The organism is Ancylobacter novellus DSM 506, assembly GCF_000092925.1.
In the GTDB taxonomy this organism is placed as follows: Bacteria; Pseudomonadota; Alphaproteobacteria; order Rhizobiales; family Xanthobacteraceae; genus Ancylobacter; species Ancylobacter novellus.
Window position 1 is genome coordinate 4,617,750 of sequence record NC_014217.1, and the last position, 16,463, is coordinate 4,634,212.

General features: G+C 69.0%; 11 protein-coding genes. 7 read left to right on the forward strand and 4 right to left on the reverse strand.

All coding sequences use genetic code 11. The features are described from left to right. Positions 1–151 precede the first annotated feature (151 nt). The 4 genes from SNOV_RS21735 to SNOV_RS21750 all read left to right on the forward strand — a co-directional run bounded on the left by SNOV_RS21735 (position 152) and on the right by SNOV_RS21750 (position 8,340). Positions 152–3,463: a transglutaminase family protein gene (locus tag SNOV_RS21735; RefSeq protein ID WP_013169130.1), complete on the forward strand. Its 3,312-nt coding sequence runs from the start codon at positions 152–154 to the stop codon at positions 3,461–3,463. Between the two features lie 33 nt (positions 3,464–3,496). Further along, the gene (locus tag SNOV_RS21740) at positions 3,497–6,007 is read left to right on the forward strand and encodes a circularly permuted type 2 ATP-grasp protein (RefSeq protein ID WP_013169131.1); all 2,511 of its coding nucleotides are present in this window, start codon (positions 3,497–3,499) and stop codon (positions 6,005–6,007) included. Further along, a complete protein-coding gene (locus SNOV_RS21745) occupies positions 6,004–6,912 on the forward strand; it encodes a transglutaminase family protein (RefSeq protein WP_013169132.1) in 909 nt (302 codons plus the stop codon). The genes SNOV_RS21740 and SNOV_RS21745 overlap by 4 nt, the downstream gene beginning before the upstream one ends. A 75-nt stretch (positions 6,913–6,987) precedes the next feature. Continuing rightward, positions 6,988–8,340, forward strand: a complete 1,353-nt coding sequence (locus tag SNOV_RS21750; protein WP_013169133.1) for an AmpG family muropeptide MFS transporter — start codon at positions 6,988–6,990, stop codon at positions 8,338–8,340. A 32-nt stretch (positions 8,341–8,372) separates the two neighbouring features. On the opposite strand, the gene recR is transcribed toward SNOV_RS21750, so the two are convergent. Beyond that, entirely contained in the window at positions 8,373–8,978 is a 606-nt protein-coding gene (recR, locus tag SNOV_RS21755; RefSeq protein WP_013169134.1) for a recombination mediator RecR, read from the reverse strand. Positions 8,979–9,178: 200 nt separating this feature from the next. Here recR and SNOV_RS21760 point away from each other — a divergent pair, with 200 nt between their 5' ends. Beyond that, positions 9,179–10,618 carry a sodium:proton antiporter gene (locus SNOV_RS21760; protein WP_041783763.1) on the forward strand — a complete coding sequence of 480 codons (1,440 nt, stop codon included), beginning with the start codon at positions 9,179–9,181 and terminating at the stop codon, positions 10,616–10,618. Here the strand turns inward: SNOV_RS21760 and SNOV_RS21765 are convergent, their stop codons facing one another. From SNOV_RS21765 to SNOV_RS21775, 3 genes are all read right to left on the reverse strand, one after another. Beyond that, entirely contained in the window at positions 10,619–11,152 is a 534-nt protein-coding gene (locus SNOV_RS21765; RefSeq protein WP_013169136.1) for a DUF3016 domain-containing protein, read from the reverse strand. A gap of 39 nt (positions 11,153–11,191) precedes the next feature. Then, positions 11,192–12,805 (reverse strand): phosphoenolpyruvate carboxykinase, encoded by a 1,614-nt coding sequence (locus tag SNOV_RS21770; RefSeq protein ID WP_013169137.1) that lies wholly within the window; start codon positions 12,803–12,805, stop codon positions 11,192–11,194. A 153-nt stretch (positions 12,806–12,958) separates the two neighbouring features. After that, the gene (locus SNOV_RS21775; RefSeq protein WP_013169138.1) at positions 12,959–13,708 is read right to left on the reverse strand and encodes a HugZ family pyridoxamine 5'-phosphate oxidase; all 750 of its coding nucleotides are present in this window, start codon (positions 13,706–13,708) and stop codon (positions 12,959–12,961) included. 191 nt (positions 13,709–13,899) lie between these two features. Between SNOV_RS21775 and SNOV_RS21780 the strand changes: the two genes are divergently transcribed. Further along, positions 13,900–14,598 (forward strand): response regulator transcription factor, encoded by a 699-nt coding sequence (locus tag SNOV_RS21780; RefSeq protein WP_013169139.1) that lies wholly within the window; start codon positions 13,900–13,902, stop codon positions 14,596–14,598. A 7-nt stretch (positions 14,599–14,605) separates the two neighbouring features. After that, positions 14,606–16,462 (forward strand): sensor histidine kinase, encoded by a 1,857-nt coding sequence (locus tag SNOV_RS21785; protein ID WP_013169140.1) that lies wholly within the window; start codon positions 14,606–14,608, stop codon positions 16,460–16,462. Position 16,463: the final 1 nt, after the last annotated feature.

The window sequence follows — 16,463 nt, forward strand, 5'->3', positions numbered from 1 at the left end:
TTCCCGACCGCGACGATCACGGGCAAGGCAGGCTCGGGACCCCGCGCATCCGCGCGGCACGATTCCTGCGTTCCTCCTCGCTGTCGCGTCCCGGGGGCGCCGCGCGGCAGCGGTATCGCGCGGAGCCGATCCTGCCTGTCAGTTGGTGCCTATGACAATCTTCGCCAGCCTGCATCACGTCACGGCCTACAAGTACGACCGTCCGGTCGCCCTGGGCCCCCAGATCATCAGGCTGCGCCCGGCGCCGCATTGCCGGACACCGGTGAAGAGCTATTCGCTCAAGGTCACGCCCTCCAACCACTTCGTGAACTGGCAGCAGGACCCGTTCGGCAACTGGATGGCGCGCTTCGTCTTCCCGGAGAAGGCGACCGAGTTCCGCATCGAGGTCGACCTGATCGCCGACATGACGGTCTACAACCCGTTCGACTTCTTCATCGAGGAATATGCCGAGAAGCTGCCCTTCGCCTACACGGCCGAGCTCGCCAAGGAGCTGATCCCCTATCTGGAACTGGAGGAGGGCGGCCCGCTCGTCGACGCCTTCGTCGAGGAGGTGCGCCCGCCCGAAGGCGCGCCGACCGTCGACTATCTCGTCGCCCTCAACCAGAAGCTCCAGAACCGCATCGGCTACCTCATCCGCATGGAGCCGGGCGTGCAGAAGCCGGACGAGACGCTCTCGCTCGCCGCAGGCTCCTGCCGCGATTCCGGCTGGCTGCTGGTACAGGTCCTGCGCCGGCTCGGCCTCGCCGCCCGCTTCGTCTCCGGCTACCTCATCCAGCTCAAGCCCGACGTGAAGGCGCTCGACGGCCCGACCGGCACCGAGGTCGACTTCACCGACCTGCACGCCTGGTGCGAGGTCTACCTGCCCGGCGCCGGCTGGATCGGCCTCGACCCGACCTCGGGCCTTTTGTGCGGCGAGAGCCATCTGCCGCTCTGCGCCACGCCGAACTACGTCTCCGCCGCGCCGATCACCGGCGGGTTCTCGGCGGCGGAGGGCACCAAGACCGAGTTCGAGTTCGACATGAAGGTCACGCGCGTCGCCGAGAAGCCGCGCGTGACGCTGCCCTTCTCCGACGAGGCCTGGGCGGCGCTCGATGCGCTCGGCGACAAGGTCGACGCGGATCTCGCCGCGCAGGACGTGCGCCTCACCATGGGCGGCGAGCCGACCTTCATCTCCATCGACGACTATCAGGGCGCCGAGTGGAACACTTCCGCGGTCGGCCCGACCAAGCGCATGCGCGCCGACGACCTGATCCGCCGGCTGCGGAAGCGCTTCGCGCCCGGCGGCATGATGCATTACGGCCAGGGCAAGTGGTATCCGGGCGAGAGCCTGCCGCGCTGGACCTTTTCGCTCTACTGGCGCAAGGACGGCAAGCCGATCTGGCGCGACCCGGAGCTGATCGCCACCGAGAGCCTGGCCGGCGCCACCACCGAGGATTCCCGCGTCTTCACCGAGAACCTCGCCGAGCGGCTGGGCATCGGCTCGAGCTTCGCCGTTCCCGCCTATGAGGACCCGGCGCACTGGATCCTCAAGGAGAACGACCTTCCCGAGAATGTCGACCCGTTCGATTCCAAGCTGGAGGACCCCGAGGCGCGCGCCCGCATCGCCCGCGTCTTCGAGCGCGGTCTCGGCCGGCCGAGCGGCTATGTGCTGCCCGTCCAGCGCTGGCAGGCGCGCGCCAATCGCGGCTGGGTCAGCGAGCGCTGGCGCTTTCGGCGCGGCAAGCTGTTCCTCGTCCCCGGCGATTCGCCGGTCGGCTTCCGCCTGCCGCTGGCGGCCCTGCCCTGGGTGCCGCCCGCGGCCTACCCCTATGTGAACCCCGCCGACCCGACATCCATCGCCGGCGACCTGCCGGACGCCGAGACGCTGCACCAGCTCTATCGCCGCGTGACCACCGACGAGGAGCAGCAGGAGCAGGTCGACCAGGTGCTCACCGGCTCCGGCGCGGTGCGCACCGCCATCTCCATCGAGCCGCGCAACGGCCGGCTCTGCGTGTTCATGCCGCCGACCGAGCGGCTGGAGGACTATCTGGAGCTGCTCGCCGCGGTCGAGGTGACGGCGGCCGAATTGAAGCTCCCCGTCCATATCGAGGGCTACACGCCGCCGGTCGACCCGCGCCTCAACGTCATCCGCGTCGCGCCCGATCCGGGTGTCATCGAGGTTAACGTCCATCCGGCCGCGAACTGGAAGACCTGCGTCGAGATCACCCGCGACCTCTATGAGGAGGCGCGGCTCTCCCGTCTCGGCACCGAGAAGTTCATGATCGATGGCCGCCACACCGGCACCGGCGGCGGCAACCATGTGGTGGTCGGCGGCGCCACCCCGGCCGATAGCCCGTTCCTGCGCCGGCCGGACCTCTTGAAGAGCCTCGTCACCTACTGGCAGCGCCACCCCTCGCTGTCCTATTTGTTCTCGGGCCTGTTCATCGGGCCGACCAGCCAGGCGCCGCGCATCGACGAGGCGCGGCACGACAGCCTCTACGAGCTGGAGATCGCCATGGCCAACGTGCCGGCGCCCGGCAAGGGGCAGGCGCCGCCACCCTGGCTGGTCGACCGGCTGTTCCGCAACCTGCTCACCGACGTCACCGGCAACACCCACCGCTCCGAGATCTGCATCGACAAGCTGTTCTCGCCGGACGGGCCGACGGGACGGCTCGGCCTGGTCGAGTTCCGCTCCTTCGAGATGCCGCCGGACTGGCGCATGTCGCTCGCCCAGCAATTATTGCTGCGCGCGCTCATTGCGTGGTTCTGGCGCGAGCCGCAGGAAGGCGTGCTCGCCCGCTGGGGCACGGCGCTCGCCGACCGCTTCATGCTGCCGCATTTCGTCTGGGCCGACTTCATGGACGTGCTGCACGACCTCGGCCGCGCCGGCTACCACATCGACCCGATGTGGTTCGAGGCGCAGCGCGAGTTCCGCTTCCCCTATTTCGGCCAGGTCGAGCATGGCGGGGTGACGCTGGAGCTGCGTCAGGCGCTGGAGCCGTGGCACGTGCTGGGCGAGGAGGGCGCCGTCGGCGGCACGGTGCGCTTCGTCGATTCGTCCGTCGAACGCCTGCAGGTCCGCGTCGAGGGGCTGAACCCGATCCGCCATGTCGTCGCCTGCAACGGCCGCCGCCTGCCGCTGCTGCCGACGGGGCGCTTCGGCGAATATGTCGCCGGCGTGCGGTTCAAGGCGTGGCAGCCGGCCTCGGGCCTGCACCCCACCATCCCCGTGCACGCGCCGCTTTCCTTCGACATTGTCGACCTGTGGTCGAACCGCTCGCTGGGCGGTTGCGTCTACCATGTCGCCCATCCAGGCGGGCGGAACTACGAGACTTTTCCGGTGAATTCCTACGAGGCGCAGGCCCGGCGGCTGGCGCGCTTCCAGGATTACGGCCACACTCCCGGCTACCTGTTCGTGCCGCCCGAGGAGGCGTCCGCCGAATTCCCGGCGACGCTCGACCTGCGGCGCCCGGCACGGATCTGACACGGCGCCCTATGCGCGCGCCGAGAGGGAGCCATGGCCGCTCGCACTGAGCCGCAGGCGCTCACGCGCCGCTTCGAGGAGGAAGCGGTCGAAGCCCTGCTGGCGGGATACCAGCCGCTGCCCGGCGTCCATGACGAGCTCGTGGACGCCGAGGGGCACGTGCGCCCGCATTGGAGCTCGCTGCTAGCGGCGTTGGCCGAGATGGGCGTCGACGAGGTCAACCGCCGCTTCCAGGCCACCGACCGCCACCTCTACCGCTCCGGCGTGTTCTACCGCGTCTATGACGACCCGAACGGCGGCGAGCGACCCTGGCCGATCTCGCACCTCCCCCTCGTCATCGACGCAAGGGAATGGCGGGCGCTGGAGCGCGGGCTGATCCAGCGCGCGCAGATGATGGAGGCCGTGCTCGCCGACCTCTACGGCCCGGCCAACCTCATGCGCTCGGGCGCGCTGCCCGCCGCGGCGGTGGCCGGCAATCCGGACTTCCTGCGCCCCATGGTCGGGGTCGATCCGCATGGCGGCAGCTTCCTGAAGGTCTACGCCGCCGATATCGGCCGCGGTCCGGACGGGCGCTGGTGGGTGCTCTCCGACCGCACCCAGTCGCCGTCGGGCGCCGGCTATGCGCTGGAGAACCGCCTCGCCATCGCCCGCGCGCTGCCGGACCTCGCCCGCTCGCTCAACGTCATGCGCCTCGCCGGCTATTTCCAGGCGATGCGCGTGGGGCTCACCAAGCTCGACCGCTCGGGCGAGGGCAGGGTGGGGCTGCTCACCCCCGGCCCACTCAACGAGACCTATTTCGAGCACGCCTATCTCGCCCGCTATCTCGGCTTCGTGCTGCTCGAAGGCGACGACCTCACCGTGCGCGACAACGTCGTCTATGTGCGCACCGTCGCCGGCCTCAAGCGCGTCGACGTGCTGCTGCGCCGCCTCGACGCCGACTATGCCGATCCGATGGAACTGAACCCGCGCTCGCAGCTCGGCGTGCCCGGCCTGATGCAGGCGATCCGCTCCGGCGGCGTGGCGGTGGCGAACGCCATCGGCGCCGGCGTGGTCGAGGCGCCGGCGCTGATGGGCTTCCTGCCGCGCATCGGCGCCCATGTGCTCGGCGAGGAGCCGATCCTGCCCAACATCGCCACCTGGTGGTGCGGGCAGGAGGCCGAGCGCGCGCGCGTGCTCGACGAGTTCGACGACCTCGTCATCGCCCCCGCCTTCCAGCGCCCGTTGCCGGGCGTGCTCGACGACGGCCCGGTAATCGGCGCCGACCTCGATCCCAAGCAGCGCGCCGCGGTCGAGGCCGCCATTCGCACCCGCGGCGTAGACATCGTCGGGCAGGAGGCGGTGCGTCTCTCCACCACGCCGGTCTGGCGCAACGGGCGGCTGGAACCGCGCCCCTTCATCCTGCGCATCTTCGTCGCCGCCGGCGAGAATGGCTGGACCGTCATGCCCGGCGGCTTCTGCCGCGTCTCCGACAGCCTCGACGCCCGCGCCGTGACCATGCAGAGCGGCGGCCGCTCCGCCGATGTCTGGGTGCTGGACGCCGCCCCCGTCGAGCCAACGACCTTGCTGCCTTCGCCCGACAAGGTCGAGATCAAGCGCCAGACCGGCCCGCTGCCGAGCCGCGCGGCGGACAATTTCTTCTGGCTCGGCCGCTATGTGGAGCGCGCCGAGGGCACGCTGCGCCTCTTACGTACCCTCGCCGGCCGGCTCTCCTCCACCGCCGAGGGCGGCGGAGCCTCGGTTGCCAAGCTGCTCGACCTCCTGCAGGCCTGGGGAGCGGCGCCGGACGACGTCACCCGCGCCAAGCCGGTGCGCCATGTGCTGGCGGCCATGTCGCGGCGCGACCTGCCCGGCGCGCTGCCTAACCTCATCGAGGCCGCGCGCCAGACCGCGTCGGTCATCCGCGACCGCCTCTCTCCCGATGCCTGGCGCACGCTGGCCGACCTCTCCCTGATGCTGGCCGAGCCGGTGCCGGCGGCGAGCGCCGAGCCCGACGCCTATGAGCGCACCGACCGCGCGCTGCGCGCGCTCGCGGCCTTCTCTGGCCTCGCCTCGGAGAACATGAACCGCCTCGCCGGCTGGCGCTTCCTCGATCTCGGCCGGCGCATCGAGCGCGGCATCGCCACCTGCCGCTTCGCCCGCACATTGGGCGAGGCGCCGACTGCCGGCACGCTCGACGTGTTGCTGGAGCTCTGCGACAGCCAGATCACCTACCGCTCGCGCTATGTGATGGTGGAAAGCCGCGCGCCAGTGCTCGATCTCGTGCTGCTCGACCCGGTCAATCCGCGCTCGCTCGCCTTCCAGATCGACGCGCTGGTCCACCATCTCGACGTGCTGCCCGGCCATCTCGGCGACGAGCCGCCCCCGCCGGAGGAGCGCCTCGCTGCCCGGCTCGCTGCCTCGATGAAGGCGTTCGACGCTGCCGAGTTCGACGACGAGCGGCTGCGCGAGGTCGAGACCCAGCTCATGGAATTGTCCAACGACATCGCCGAGCGCTACTTCATCCACCGCCAGCCGGTGGATACGCCCTGGGATCTGATGGCATGATCTACGACATCCACCAGACCACCGCCTATTCCTACGATTCGCTCGTGCCCGTGGCGCGGCATGTGCTGCGGATGGTGCCGGTCGACCGAGTGACCCAGCGCGTCGTCGCCAGCCATGTCAGCGTCGAGCCCGAGCCGGTGGAATGGACCGAGGCGCGCGACTTCTTCGGCAACCGCGTGGTGCATATCCGCATCGAGACGCCGCACACCGAGTTCAGCGTCCACACCCGCGCACGGGTGGAGGTGGAGCCTCCCGTACCCGTCGAGGGGACGAGTGGCCCCAGCTGGGAAGACGTGCGCGAGGCCGCCGCCGCCTGGCTCGACCTCTCCGCCGCTTCGCCAGCGCATCACCTCTTCCCGAGCCCCGCCGTCCCGCTCGCCGGCCCCATCACCGATTGGGCGGCGGAGAGCTTCCCGCCCGGCGCGCCCATGCTTGCCGGCGCCATCGACCTGATGAACCGGCTGCATGCCGAGTTCACCTACGATCCCCGCGCCACCGACGTCTCGACCCCGCCGATCGAGGCCTTCGAGATGCGCGCCGGCGTGTGCCAGGACTTCGCGCACATCATGATCGCCGGGCTGCGCGGGCTCGGCCTGCCGGCCGCCTATGTCTCCGGCTTCCTGCGCACCGAGCCGCCGCCCGGCCAGGAGCGCCTGCAGGGCGCCGACGCCACCCATGCCTGGGTGTCGGTGTGGTGCGGCGAGGAGATCGGCTGGCAGGGGCTCGACCCGACCAATGCGCTGATCGTCTCCACCGACCACGTCGTGCTGGCGGTCGGCCGCGACTATGCCGACGTCGCACCCATCGGGGGCGTAGTGCTGGGCTCCGGCAAGCAGGAACTGCATGTCGCGGTCGACGTGATTCCCTTGCCCCCGGAGCCGGCGGCGGAGAAGAGGAAGGGGTAGGGCGCTCTCGCGACACGGCCCGCCGGGCGGGTTAGAGATAGGCACCCACGCCGCCCGAATCGCCATGGATGCCCCATGACCGACACCGCCCGCCCACAAGCGCCCGCCCGCGACGAGGATGACGGCTTCCTCGCCAGCCTCGCGGTCTATCTGCGCCCGCGGGTGCTCATCGTCATCCTGCTGGGCTTCTCCTCCGGCCTGCCGCTGGCGCTCTCCGGCGCGACGCTGACCATCTGGATGGCCGAGGCCAAGGTGAACCTCGCCACCATCGGCCTCTTCGCGCTGGTCGGCGTGCCCTATAATTTCAAGTTCGTCTGGGCACCGCTGGTCGACGCGCTCGACGTGCCTCTGCTCGGGCGCTGGCTGGGCCGGCGGCGCGGCTGGCTGGTGTTTACGCAGCTCCTGCTGGCGGTCGCCATCGTCTGGCTCGGCTTCCAGGACCCGGTGCTTTTCCCTTGGCATGTGGCGCTAGGCGCCTTCCTCGTCGCCTGCGCCTCCGCCACGCAGGACATCGTGGTCGACGCCTTCCGCGTCGAGAGCCTGGAAACGCGCGAGCAGGCCGCCGGCATGGCCGGCTATGTCGCCGCCTATCGCGTCGGCATGCTGGCCTCGGGCGCCGGCGTGGTGCTGCTGGTGGCGTGGTTCGAGGCCATCGGCGTCGCCCGCGGCGACGTGTGGGCCTATGGCTATCTCGCCGCCGCGGCGATGGTCGTGGTCGGCCTGATCGCCTCGCTGTTGGCCAAGGAACCGGAGGGCGCGCCGGTCATCAAGCATGAGGAGAACGTCCTCAAGCGCATCGGCCAGACCGCGGTCGGCGCCTTCGGCGAATTCCTGTCGCGGCGTAGCGCCATCGCCATCTTGCTCTTCGTGGTGCTGTTCAAGTTCTGCGACGCCTTCGCCGGTGTGCTCACCGGCGCCTTCGTCATCGACATCGGCTTCGACAAGGCGGCCTATGCCGGCATCGTCAAGGGCGTCGGCTTCGCCGCGGCGCTGATCGGCGGTTTCGCCGGCGGCCTCATCGCCCGCGCCTTGCCGCTGTCGACCAGCCTGTGGATCGCCGGCCTGTTGCAGATGGCCTCCAACCTCGCCTTTTCCTGGCAGGCCTGGATGGGGGTGAATCTCGGCGCGCTGACGCTGACCATCATCGTCGAGAACTTCACCGGCGCCATCGGCACGGTGATCTTCGTCGCCTATATCTCCGCGCTCTGCGGCGACCGCGCCCACACCGCCACCCAATACGCCCTGCTCACCGCGCTGGCCGCGGTGGGGCGGACCTTCCTCGCCTCCTCGGCCGGCTTCGTGGCGCAGGAGACCGGGTGGGTGCTTTTCTTCGCGGTGACGGCGCTCGCCGCGCTGCCGGGGCTCGCCCTGCTCGCCTGGCTCCAGGCGCGCGGCCATTTCCGCGAGCTGGCAGCCAAGGGGCCGTGAGGCGGTAGTGGAGCCGGGGGCGGCGACCTCGCTCAGAGGCTGGTGCGCGCCTTGATCGCCGCCGCCAGCGTGCCCTCGTCGAGATAGTCGAGCTCGCCGCCGACCGGCACGCCATGGGCGAGGCGGGTCACCGCCACGCCGGAATCGCGAAGCATTTCCGTGACATAGTGGGCGGTGGTCTGGCCGTCGACGGTGGCGCCGAGCGCGAGCAGCACCTCCTTGACGGTGCCGTCATGCGCCCGCTCGATGAGCGTCTTCAGGTTCAGGTCCTCGGGCCCGATACCGTCGAGCGGCGAGAGCGTGCCGCCGAGCACATGATATCGCGCGTTAATCGCGCCCGCGCGCTCCAGCGCCCAGAGGTCCGAGACGTCGGCGACGACCACCAGCAGGGTGGGGTCGCGGGTCTCGTCGACGCAGATCGAGCAAGGGTCGCGCACGTCGATATTGCCGCAGACCCGGCAGGTGGAGATCTTGCCCAGGACCTCCTCGAAGGCGCTGGCGAGCGGGCTCATCAACTGCTCGCGCTTCTTGATCAGGTGCAGCGCCGCGCGCCGCGCCGAGCGCGGCCCGAGCCCCGGCACGCGGGCAAGCAGCTGGATCAGGCGTTCGATTTCGGGGCCGGCGACGGCGCGGGGCATGGCATCCTCGTGGCCGGCGAAAACGCCCGGCTCCTGCATTCGGCATAGCGCAGCCTTGCGCCGCGCGCCAAGCGCTGCGTGAAGGAGCCGTGCTGCGGCTCGATCACATCGGTACAAGGGGCGACCGGTTTTGCTCGACACTGGGGGAGGGCGTTGCTAACCGGGGAACAAACAAAGCAATGCGCCGCTGGGGGAGCCTGATGACGACGACGAAAGCCGCCGCCCGTATCGTCCTGTCCGTAGCGGTGCTCGCTGTCTGCGCGGCGTCGCCCGCGCTGGCGGCGGAAGGCAAGGGGATCGACGGCGCGAGCCTGCCGCTTCTCTGGGGCCTGCCCTTCGTCGGCATGCTGCTCTCCATCGCCGTCATCCCGCTGCTGGCGGGCCATTTCTGGCATCATCATTACGGCAAGGTGGCGCTGTTCTGGGCGCTGGCCTTCCTCGTGCCCTTCATCGCCGTCTTCGGCTCGGGCCTCGCGGTCTACGAGGTCGCGCATGCGGCGCTGCTCGAATACATCCCCTTCATCATCCTGCTGTTCACGCTGTTCACCATCTCCGGCGGCATATTGCTCACCGGCAATCTCAAGGGCTCGCCGGGGGTGAACACCGCGCTGCTCGCCATAGGCACCGTACTGGCGAGCTTCATCGGCACCACCGGTGCCTCGATGGTGTTGATCCGCCCGCTGCTGCGCGCCAATGACGAGCGACGCCACAACGCCCACACCGTCATCTTCTTCATCTTCCTGGTGTCGAACATCGGCGGCTCGCTGACCCCGCTCGGTGACCCGCCGCTGTTCCTCGGCTTCCTCAAGGGCGTGAGCTTCTTCTGGACGACGGAGTATCTGTTCCACGACACCGCGGTGATCGCGGCGATCCTGCTCGGGGTGTTCTACCTGCTCGACCGCTATTTCTACGCCCGCGAGGAGGGGCTGCCGGCGAAGGTCGACCCGACGCCGGAGACCGAGCGGCTCGGCCTGCGCGGCCGGCGCAACCTACCGCTGCTCGCCGGCGTCATCGCCGCCATCCTGATGAGCGCGCTGTGGCAGCCGGGCATCGAGTTCGACATACTCGGCACGCATGTGCCGCTGCCCTCGATCGTGCGCGACGTCGCGCTGCTCGTGCTGGCCTATGTCTCGATCCGCATCACCCCGGAATTCATCCGCGAGCGCAATGGCTTCGACTGGGAGCCGATCCGCGAGGTCGCCAAGCTCTTCGCCGCCATCTTCCTCACCATCATCCCGGTGATCGCGATCCTGAAGGCGGGTTCCGAGGGCGCGCTGTCGCCGCTCGTCGCCATGGTCACCGACGAGGCGGGCAATCCGTTCAACGCCGGCTATTTCTGGATGACCGGCCTGTTGTCCGGCTTCCTCGACAACGCCCCGACCTACCTCGTCTTCTTCAACCTCGCCGGTGGCGACCCGCAGGAGCTGATGACGACGCACGCGGTGACGCTGGAGGCGATCTCGGCCGGCGCGGTGTTCATGGGCGCGCTGACCTATATCGGCAACGCACCCAACTTCATGGTGCTGGCCATCGCCAAGAGCCGCGGCGTCGCCATGCCGAGCTTCTTTGGCTACATGGCGTGGTCGGGCATCTTTCTCCTGCCCTGCTTCGCCCTGCTGACCTGGCTCTATTTCCTCTGATCAGCTGGCCAGCCGGCCAGCCTTGAGGCCGGCGAAACGGGTGCGGAACCAGCGGTCGAGCATGGCCTTCTCGAAGGCCAGCGGCTCGCCCGAGCGGACGGCCGCCGGGTCGAGCAGGTAGTTCATCGCGCGCAGCGTGTCCTGCCCGCGTGCCACCACCTTGCCGCCGCGGCGCAGCGTGTAGCTGAGCTTCATCGACGGCCATGTGTCCTGCCGCATCACCCGAAGCTCACCGGTGCGCGAGCGGATCGGGTTGATCTTGCCGGCGAGGTCGAGGTCGAGCACGGCGATGTCGATCTCGTAGCCGGCCGGCAGGCGCTCGCGCGCCAACCGCTGGATGATGCGCTGCAGTCCTTCCAGTGTCAGGCGCTGGTCGACCGGCCCCCAGGACAGGTTACCGTCCTGGTATTTTTCGGGGTTGAGGAACGTGACCGTCGTCGCGGCCTGCGCGCCGGCCGGCAAGGCAGGCACAACAGCAAGGGCCACCGCCAGCGCCAGGGCGCTGCCGGTCAGGCCAGTGATCTTCGGGGACATCGAGGACCTCCGCTCAGGCGAGGATCGGTGAGTGTCGCCCTATTCCGCCGCGATGGCCATACCCGGCTGGGCCGCACGGACCTCGTCGTCGACCGCCTTTTCGAAGCGGACGAAATTGGCCGAGAACATGCCGACCAGTTTGCGGGCGGTCATGGCATGGTCGATGCGGGTCGGCCAGTTGCGCGCCGGATCGAGCAGGCGCGCATCGACGCCCTCGACCGCCGCCGGCACGGCGAAGCCGAAATGCGGGTCGGTGCGGAATTCGACCTCGGCCAGCTCGCCGGAGAGAGCTGCGTCGAGCAGGCGCCGCGTGGTCTCGATCGGGATGCGGTTGCCGATGCCGGCGCGCCCGCCGATCCAGCCGGTGTTGACCAGCCAGCATTCGGTCCCGTGCTTGGCGATCAATTCGCCCAGCAGCTTGCCGTAGACGGAAGGATGGCGCGGCATGAAGGGGGCGCCGAAGCAGGTGGAGAAGGTCGCCTTGGGCTCGCTCACCCCGGCCTCGGTACCGGCCACCTTGGCGGTGTAGCCGGAAAGGAAATGGTACATCGCCTGCGCCGGCGTCAGCCGGGCGAGCGGGGGCATGACGCCGAAGGCATCGCAGGTCAGCATGACCACGTTCTTCGGCAGGCCGCCGCGCCCGTCGGTGCGGGCATTGGGAATGAAGTCGAGCGGATAGGCCGAGCGGGCATTCTCGGCGAGCGAGCCGTCGTCGAAGTCCGGCATGCGGGTCTCGCCGTCGAGGACGACGTTCTCCAGCACCGTGCCGAAGCGCCGCGAGGCGGCATAGATGGCGGGTTCGGCCTCGGCGGAGAGGCGGATGGTCTTGGCGTAGCAGCCGCCCTCGATATTGAAGACGCCCTTGTCGCTCCAGCCATGCTCGTCGTCGCCGATCAGCGCCCGCGCCGGGTCGGCGGAGAGCGTGGTCTTGCCGGTGCCCGACAGGCCGAAGAACACGGCGACGTCGCCGTCCTTGCCCCTATTGGCGGAGCAGTGCATGGGCAGCACGCCGCGCTCGGGTAGGGTGTAGTTCAGATAGCTGAACACCGACTTCTTCATCTCGCCGGCGTAGAGCGTGCCGCCGATCAGCACGAGGCCCTGCGCTAAGTCGCAGGCGATGACGGTGGGCGAGCGCACGCCGTGACGTTCCGGATCAGCCTTGAAGCCGGGCGCGCAGACCAGCGTGAGCTGCGGCGTGAAGCCAGCCAGCGCCGCCGTCTCGGGGGCACGCAGCATGGTGCGGATGAACAGGGCGTGCCAGGCATGCTCGGTGAAGACACGCACGCCGATGCGCTGGGCCGGGTCGGCGCCGGCATCGAGATCCTGCGCGAACAGGGTACGCCCGCCCGCATAGGCGAGGAAGTCAGTCTTCAGCGTCTCGAAATTCTCGCGGGTCAGGGCGTTGGCATTGTCCCACCAGATCGACTCCTCGGTCGCTTCCTCGCGGACGATGTAGCGGTCGTCCGGGCTGCGGCCGGTATGGGGGGCGGTGACGGCGACCAGCGCTCCGTCGACCGAAAGTCTCGCCTCGCCGCGGGCGACGGCGCGCTCGCACAGCACGGGCTCGGACAGGTTCCAGAACACCCGGCCGGTGCCGGAAAGCCCGATCGCCTCGGCGCCGTGGTCTTCGTTTCGTGTGCCGGTCTGGTTCAAGGCGGCTCCCTCCTGACGCATTACAACCAGCGTCACCTTGGGAGCCCACTCGGGCAATTTGGCTGAGATTCCGGGTCCATTCTGTGACGAAAACGTGACGGCGCGCCCGCCGCTACCTATCCGCGCACCTTCAATGGTCTCATCGCACGTTGATCAGATGGCGACGCTGCGCGCTTTCGCAGCGAGTTCGACCAGAACCTCACGCATCTCCCGCGTGCTGGAGATGCGCCGGCCGAAGCCGAGGCGGCGCACGCTGGTGCCGCTCATCAATTCGCACCCTTCGGGGTCGAGCCCGACGATCTTCCAGTTGCCGGGACCGGTGCCGAGGAGGTGCATGGCGTAGAGCTGCACGGCGTCCTTGTGGTCGGCGTTCATGTGGGCGATGGCGTCCTCCTCCGCCTCGAGCACTTCGCTAGCGCCGACGGTCTCGGTCAGCAGCGCCGCCCCATCGACGTCGACGATGCGGCCGAAGCCGGCGACGAGATGGGCGCCGTCGAGTTCGACGCGGTAGAAGGCGAAGTCGGAGAAGCCGGCGAAGCCCGCCGCGTCGGGATGCCGCGCCAGGAAGCGGCGGCGCGCGGTGGCGATGTCGTCCTCCTCGGTGAGGCGCGCGATGCGCCCCTTGAGCCCGGCGCGGGCGCCCTGCAGCTCATCGCCGGCCCGGTTCTCGTCGACGAGAAGCGAGACACGCGTGTCTCGCCCGATGTTGCGCGTGTGGCGCGCGAGCCTGGAGAGCAGGAGCAGTGGCGCGCCGTCGGGAAGCGTCGCGAGTTGCACCAGCGAGGCATAGGGGCCGCCATCCTCGTCGAGGGTGGCGAGCGCGCCGGTCTGCGTTTCTCGTACGAGACGCTTCACGGTGGCGACGGGATCGAAATCGTTGGAAGGCTGGGCGATCGAGGACACGGTATTCACCTCCGCACTGCACGCCTGAGAGGTGAGCCTGTGCGGCGGCAGCGTCAAGCGGTGGGAATGCCGGATTGGCTATGTGCCTTGAATCGCGCTATTTTCGGTTGAATCGATTTGCGTGTCACATTATGGCCACGCCGGCACGGTTCACCGCCTCGTGTACCGCCGCCGAACAGGAAAGTGCGCAGATGCCGACCATCGCTCTCGTCGACGACGATCGCAACATCCTCACCTCCGTGTCCATTGCCCTGGAATCCGAAGGCTACCGGATCCAGACCTACACGGACGGCGCGACGGCGCTGGACGGCTTCAAGACCAATCCACCGGATCTCGCCATCTTCGACATCAAGATGCCGCGCATGGACGGCATGGAGCTGCTGCGGCGCCTGCGCCAGAAGAGCGACATGCCGGTGATCTTCCTCACCTCCAAGGACGATGAGATCGACGAGCTCTTCGGCCTGAAGATGGGCGCCGACGACTTCATCAAGAAGCCGTTCTCGCAGCGCCTGCTGGTCGAGCGGGTGAAAGCGGTGCTGCGCCGCGTCGCGCCGAAGGACGGCACCCTGCCGCGCGAGACCGACAGCGCCAAGGTGCTGGAGCGCGGCCAGCTCCGCATGGACCCTGAGCGCCACACCTGCACCTGGAAGGGCGAGAACGTCACCCTGACCGTGACGGAGTTCCTCATCCTGCAGGCGCTCGCCACCCGCCCCGGCGTGGTGAAGAGCCGCAACGCGCTGATGGATGCGGCCTATGACGACCAGGTCTATGTCGACGACCGCACCATCGACAGCCACATCAAGCGGCTTCGCAAGAAGTTCAAGGTCGTCGACGACAATTTCGAGATGATCGAGACGCTCTATGGCGTCGGTTACCGCTTCAAGGAGTAGCGGCTCTTTGCTCGACCCCGAATCGACCCGCGTCGCGGCCGAGGACGACCGGCTGGACACGGGCCCCGAGGAGACGGCGGACGCCTCCGGTCCGGAGCGTCGCGCGGGGGTGCTCGGCGCGCTGCGCCGCGTGCGCAACTTCGTCGCCTTCAAGAGCTTTTCCAGCCTCACCCGCCGCATCGTGCTGCTCAATCTCGTGGGCATGGGCGCGCTGGTGTCGGGCATTCTCTATTTGTCCGAGTTCCGCGCCGGGCTGATCGACGCGCGCGTGCAGAGCCTTCTGGTGCAGGGCGAGATCATCGCCGGCGCCATCGCCGCCTCGGCGCAGGTCGAGACCAACGCCATCACCATCGATCCCGAGCGCTTGCTCGAACTGCAGGCCGGCGAGAGCTATGGGCCGGGCGAGGAAGGCTTCGCGCCGCTCGAATTCCCGATCAATCCCGAGCGCGTCGCCCCGGTGCTGAAGCGCCTGGTCGAGCCGACGGGCACGCGCGCCCGCATCTATGATCGCGACGGTGCGCTGCTGCTGGATTCGCGCTCGCTCTATTCACGCGGCGAAATCCTGCGCTTCGACATGCCCGCTCCCAACGCGCCCAAGCCGAGCTGGATGGAGCGCGGCTGGAACGCCATGAAGATGTGGTTCGAGCGCGGCGACCTACCGCTCTACAAGGAGCTCGGACCGAACAACGGCAAGGGCTATCCCGAGGTCACCGCCGCGCTCCTGGGCCAGAAGTCGAGCGCCGTGCAGGTCAATGACCGCGGACAGGTCATCGTCTCGGTAGCGGTGCCGGTGCAGCGATTCCGCGCCGTGCTCGGCGCACTGCTGCTCTCGACGCAGGGCGGCGAGATCGACGAGGCGGTGGCGGCCGAGCGCCTCGTCATCGTGCGCGTCTTCATCGTCGCCATGGTGGTGATGGTGGTGCTGTCGCTGCTGCTCGCCAGCACCATCGCCGGCCCGGTGCGCAAGCTCGCCGACGCGGCCGAGCGGGTGCGCCGGCGTACCCGCTCGCGCGTCGAGATCCCCGATTTCACCAGCCGCTCGGACGAGATCGGGCACCTTTCCGGCGCGCTGCGCGACATGACCGACGCGCTCTATACGCGCATCGAGGCGATCGAGAGCTTCGCCGCCGACGTCTCGCACGAATTGAAGAACCCGCTGACCTCACTGCGCTCGGCAGTGGAGACGCTGCCGCTGGCCAAGACCGATTCCTCGCGCGGGCGGCTCATGGAAGTGATCCAGCACGACGTGAAGCGGCTCGACCGGCTCATCACTGACATCTCCGACGCCTCGCGGCTCGACGCCGAATTGCAGCGCCAGGAATCGGAGCCGGTCGACCTCGTGCGCCTGCTCAACACTGTCACCGGTGTCCATAATGACGTGGTGCGCGGCGACGGCGTGCATGTGTCGGTCGCCTTCGAGCATGCGCCGGGCGCGAGCGACGAGTTCATCGTGCCGGGCCACGATTCCCGGCTCGGCCAGGTGATCAACAATCTGATCGACAATGCCCGCTCCTTCACCCCCAAGGGCGGCGAGGTGCGCGTGACCTGCCGGCGCCACCGCGACGCGGTGGAGATCATCGTCGACGATGACGGGCCGGGCATCCCTCCGCACGCGCTGACCCGTATCTTCGAGCGCTTCTACACCGACCGGCCGGAGGAGCAGGGCTTCGGCCAGAACTCCGGTCTCGGCCTGTCGATTTCGCGTCAGATCGTCGAGGCGCATGGCGGGCGGATCTGGGCGGAGAACCGGCCGACCGAGGCCAAGAAGGTCCGGTCGAAGGCGAAGAGCAAATCTGCCGGCGCGTCCACTCCCGCGGAGAAGCCCGCCGGCGCGCGCTTCATCGTCCGCCTGCCGGCAAGCTGAG

Excerpts from the sequence above, each read along its gene's own strand:
- SNOV_RS21765 (WP_013169136.1), bottom strand. The coding sequence starts at position 11,152 with ATGTCCCCGAAGATCACTGGCCTGACCGGCAGCGCCCTGGCGCTGGCG.
- SNOV_RS21750 (WP_013169133.1), top strand. The coding sequence starts at position 6,988 with ATGACCGACACCGCCCGCCCACAAGCGCCCGCCCGCGACGAGGATGAC.
- SNOV_RS21735 (WP_013169130.1), top strand. The coding sequence starts at position 152 with ATGACAATCTTCGCCAGCCTGCATCACGTCACGGCCTACAAGTACGAC.
- SNOV_RS21760 (WP_041783763.1), top strand. The coding sequence starts at position 9,179 with ATGACGACGACGAAAGCCGCCGCCCGTATCGTCCTGTCCGTAGCGGTG.
- recR (WP_013169134.1), bottom strand. The coding sequence starts at position 8,978 with ATGCCCCGCGCCGTCGCCGGCCCCGAAATCGAACGCCTGATCCAGCTG.
- SNOV_RS21745 (WP_013169132.1), top strand. The coding sequence starts at position 6,004 with ATGATCTACGACATCCACCAGACCACCGCCTATTCCTACGATTCGCTC.
- SNOV_RS21740 (WP_013169131.1), top strand. The coding sequence starts at position 3,497 with ATGGCCGCTCGCACTGAGCCGCAGGCGCTCACGCGCCGCTTCGAGGAG.
- SNOV_RS21780 (WP_013169139.1), top strand. The coding sequence starts at position 13,900 with ATGCCGACCATCGCTCTCGTCGACGACGATCGCAACATCCTCACCTCC.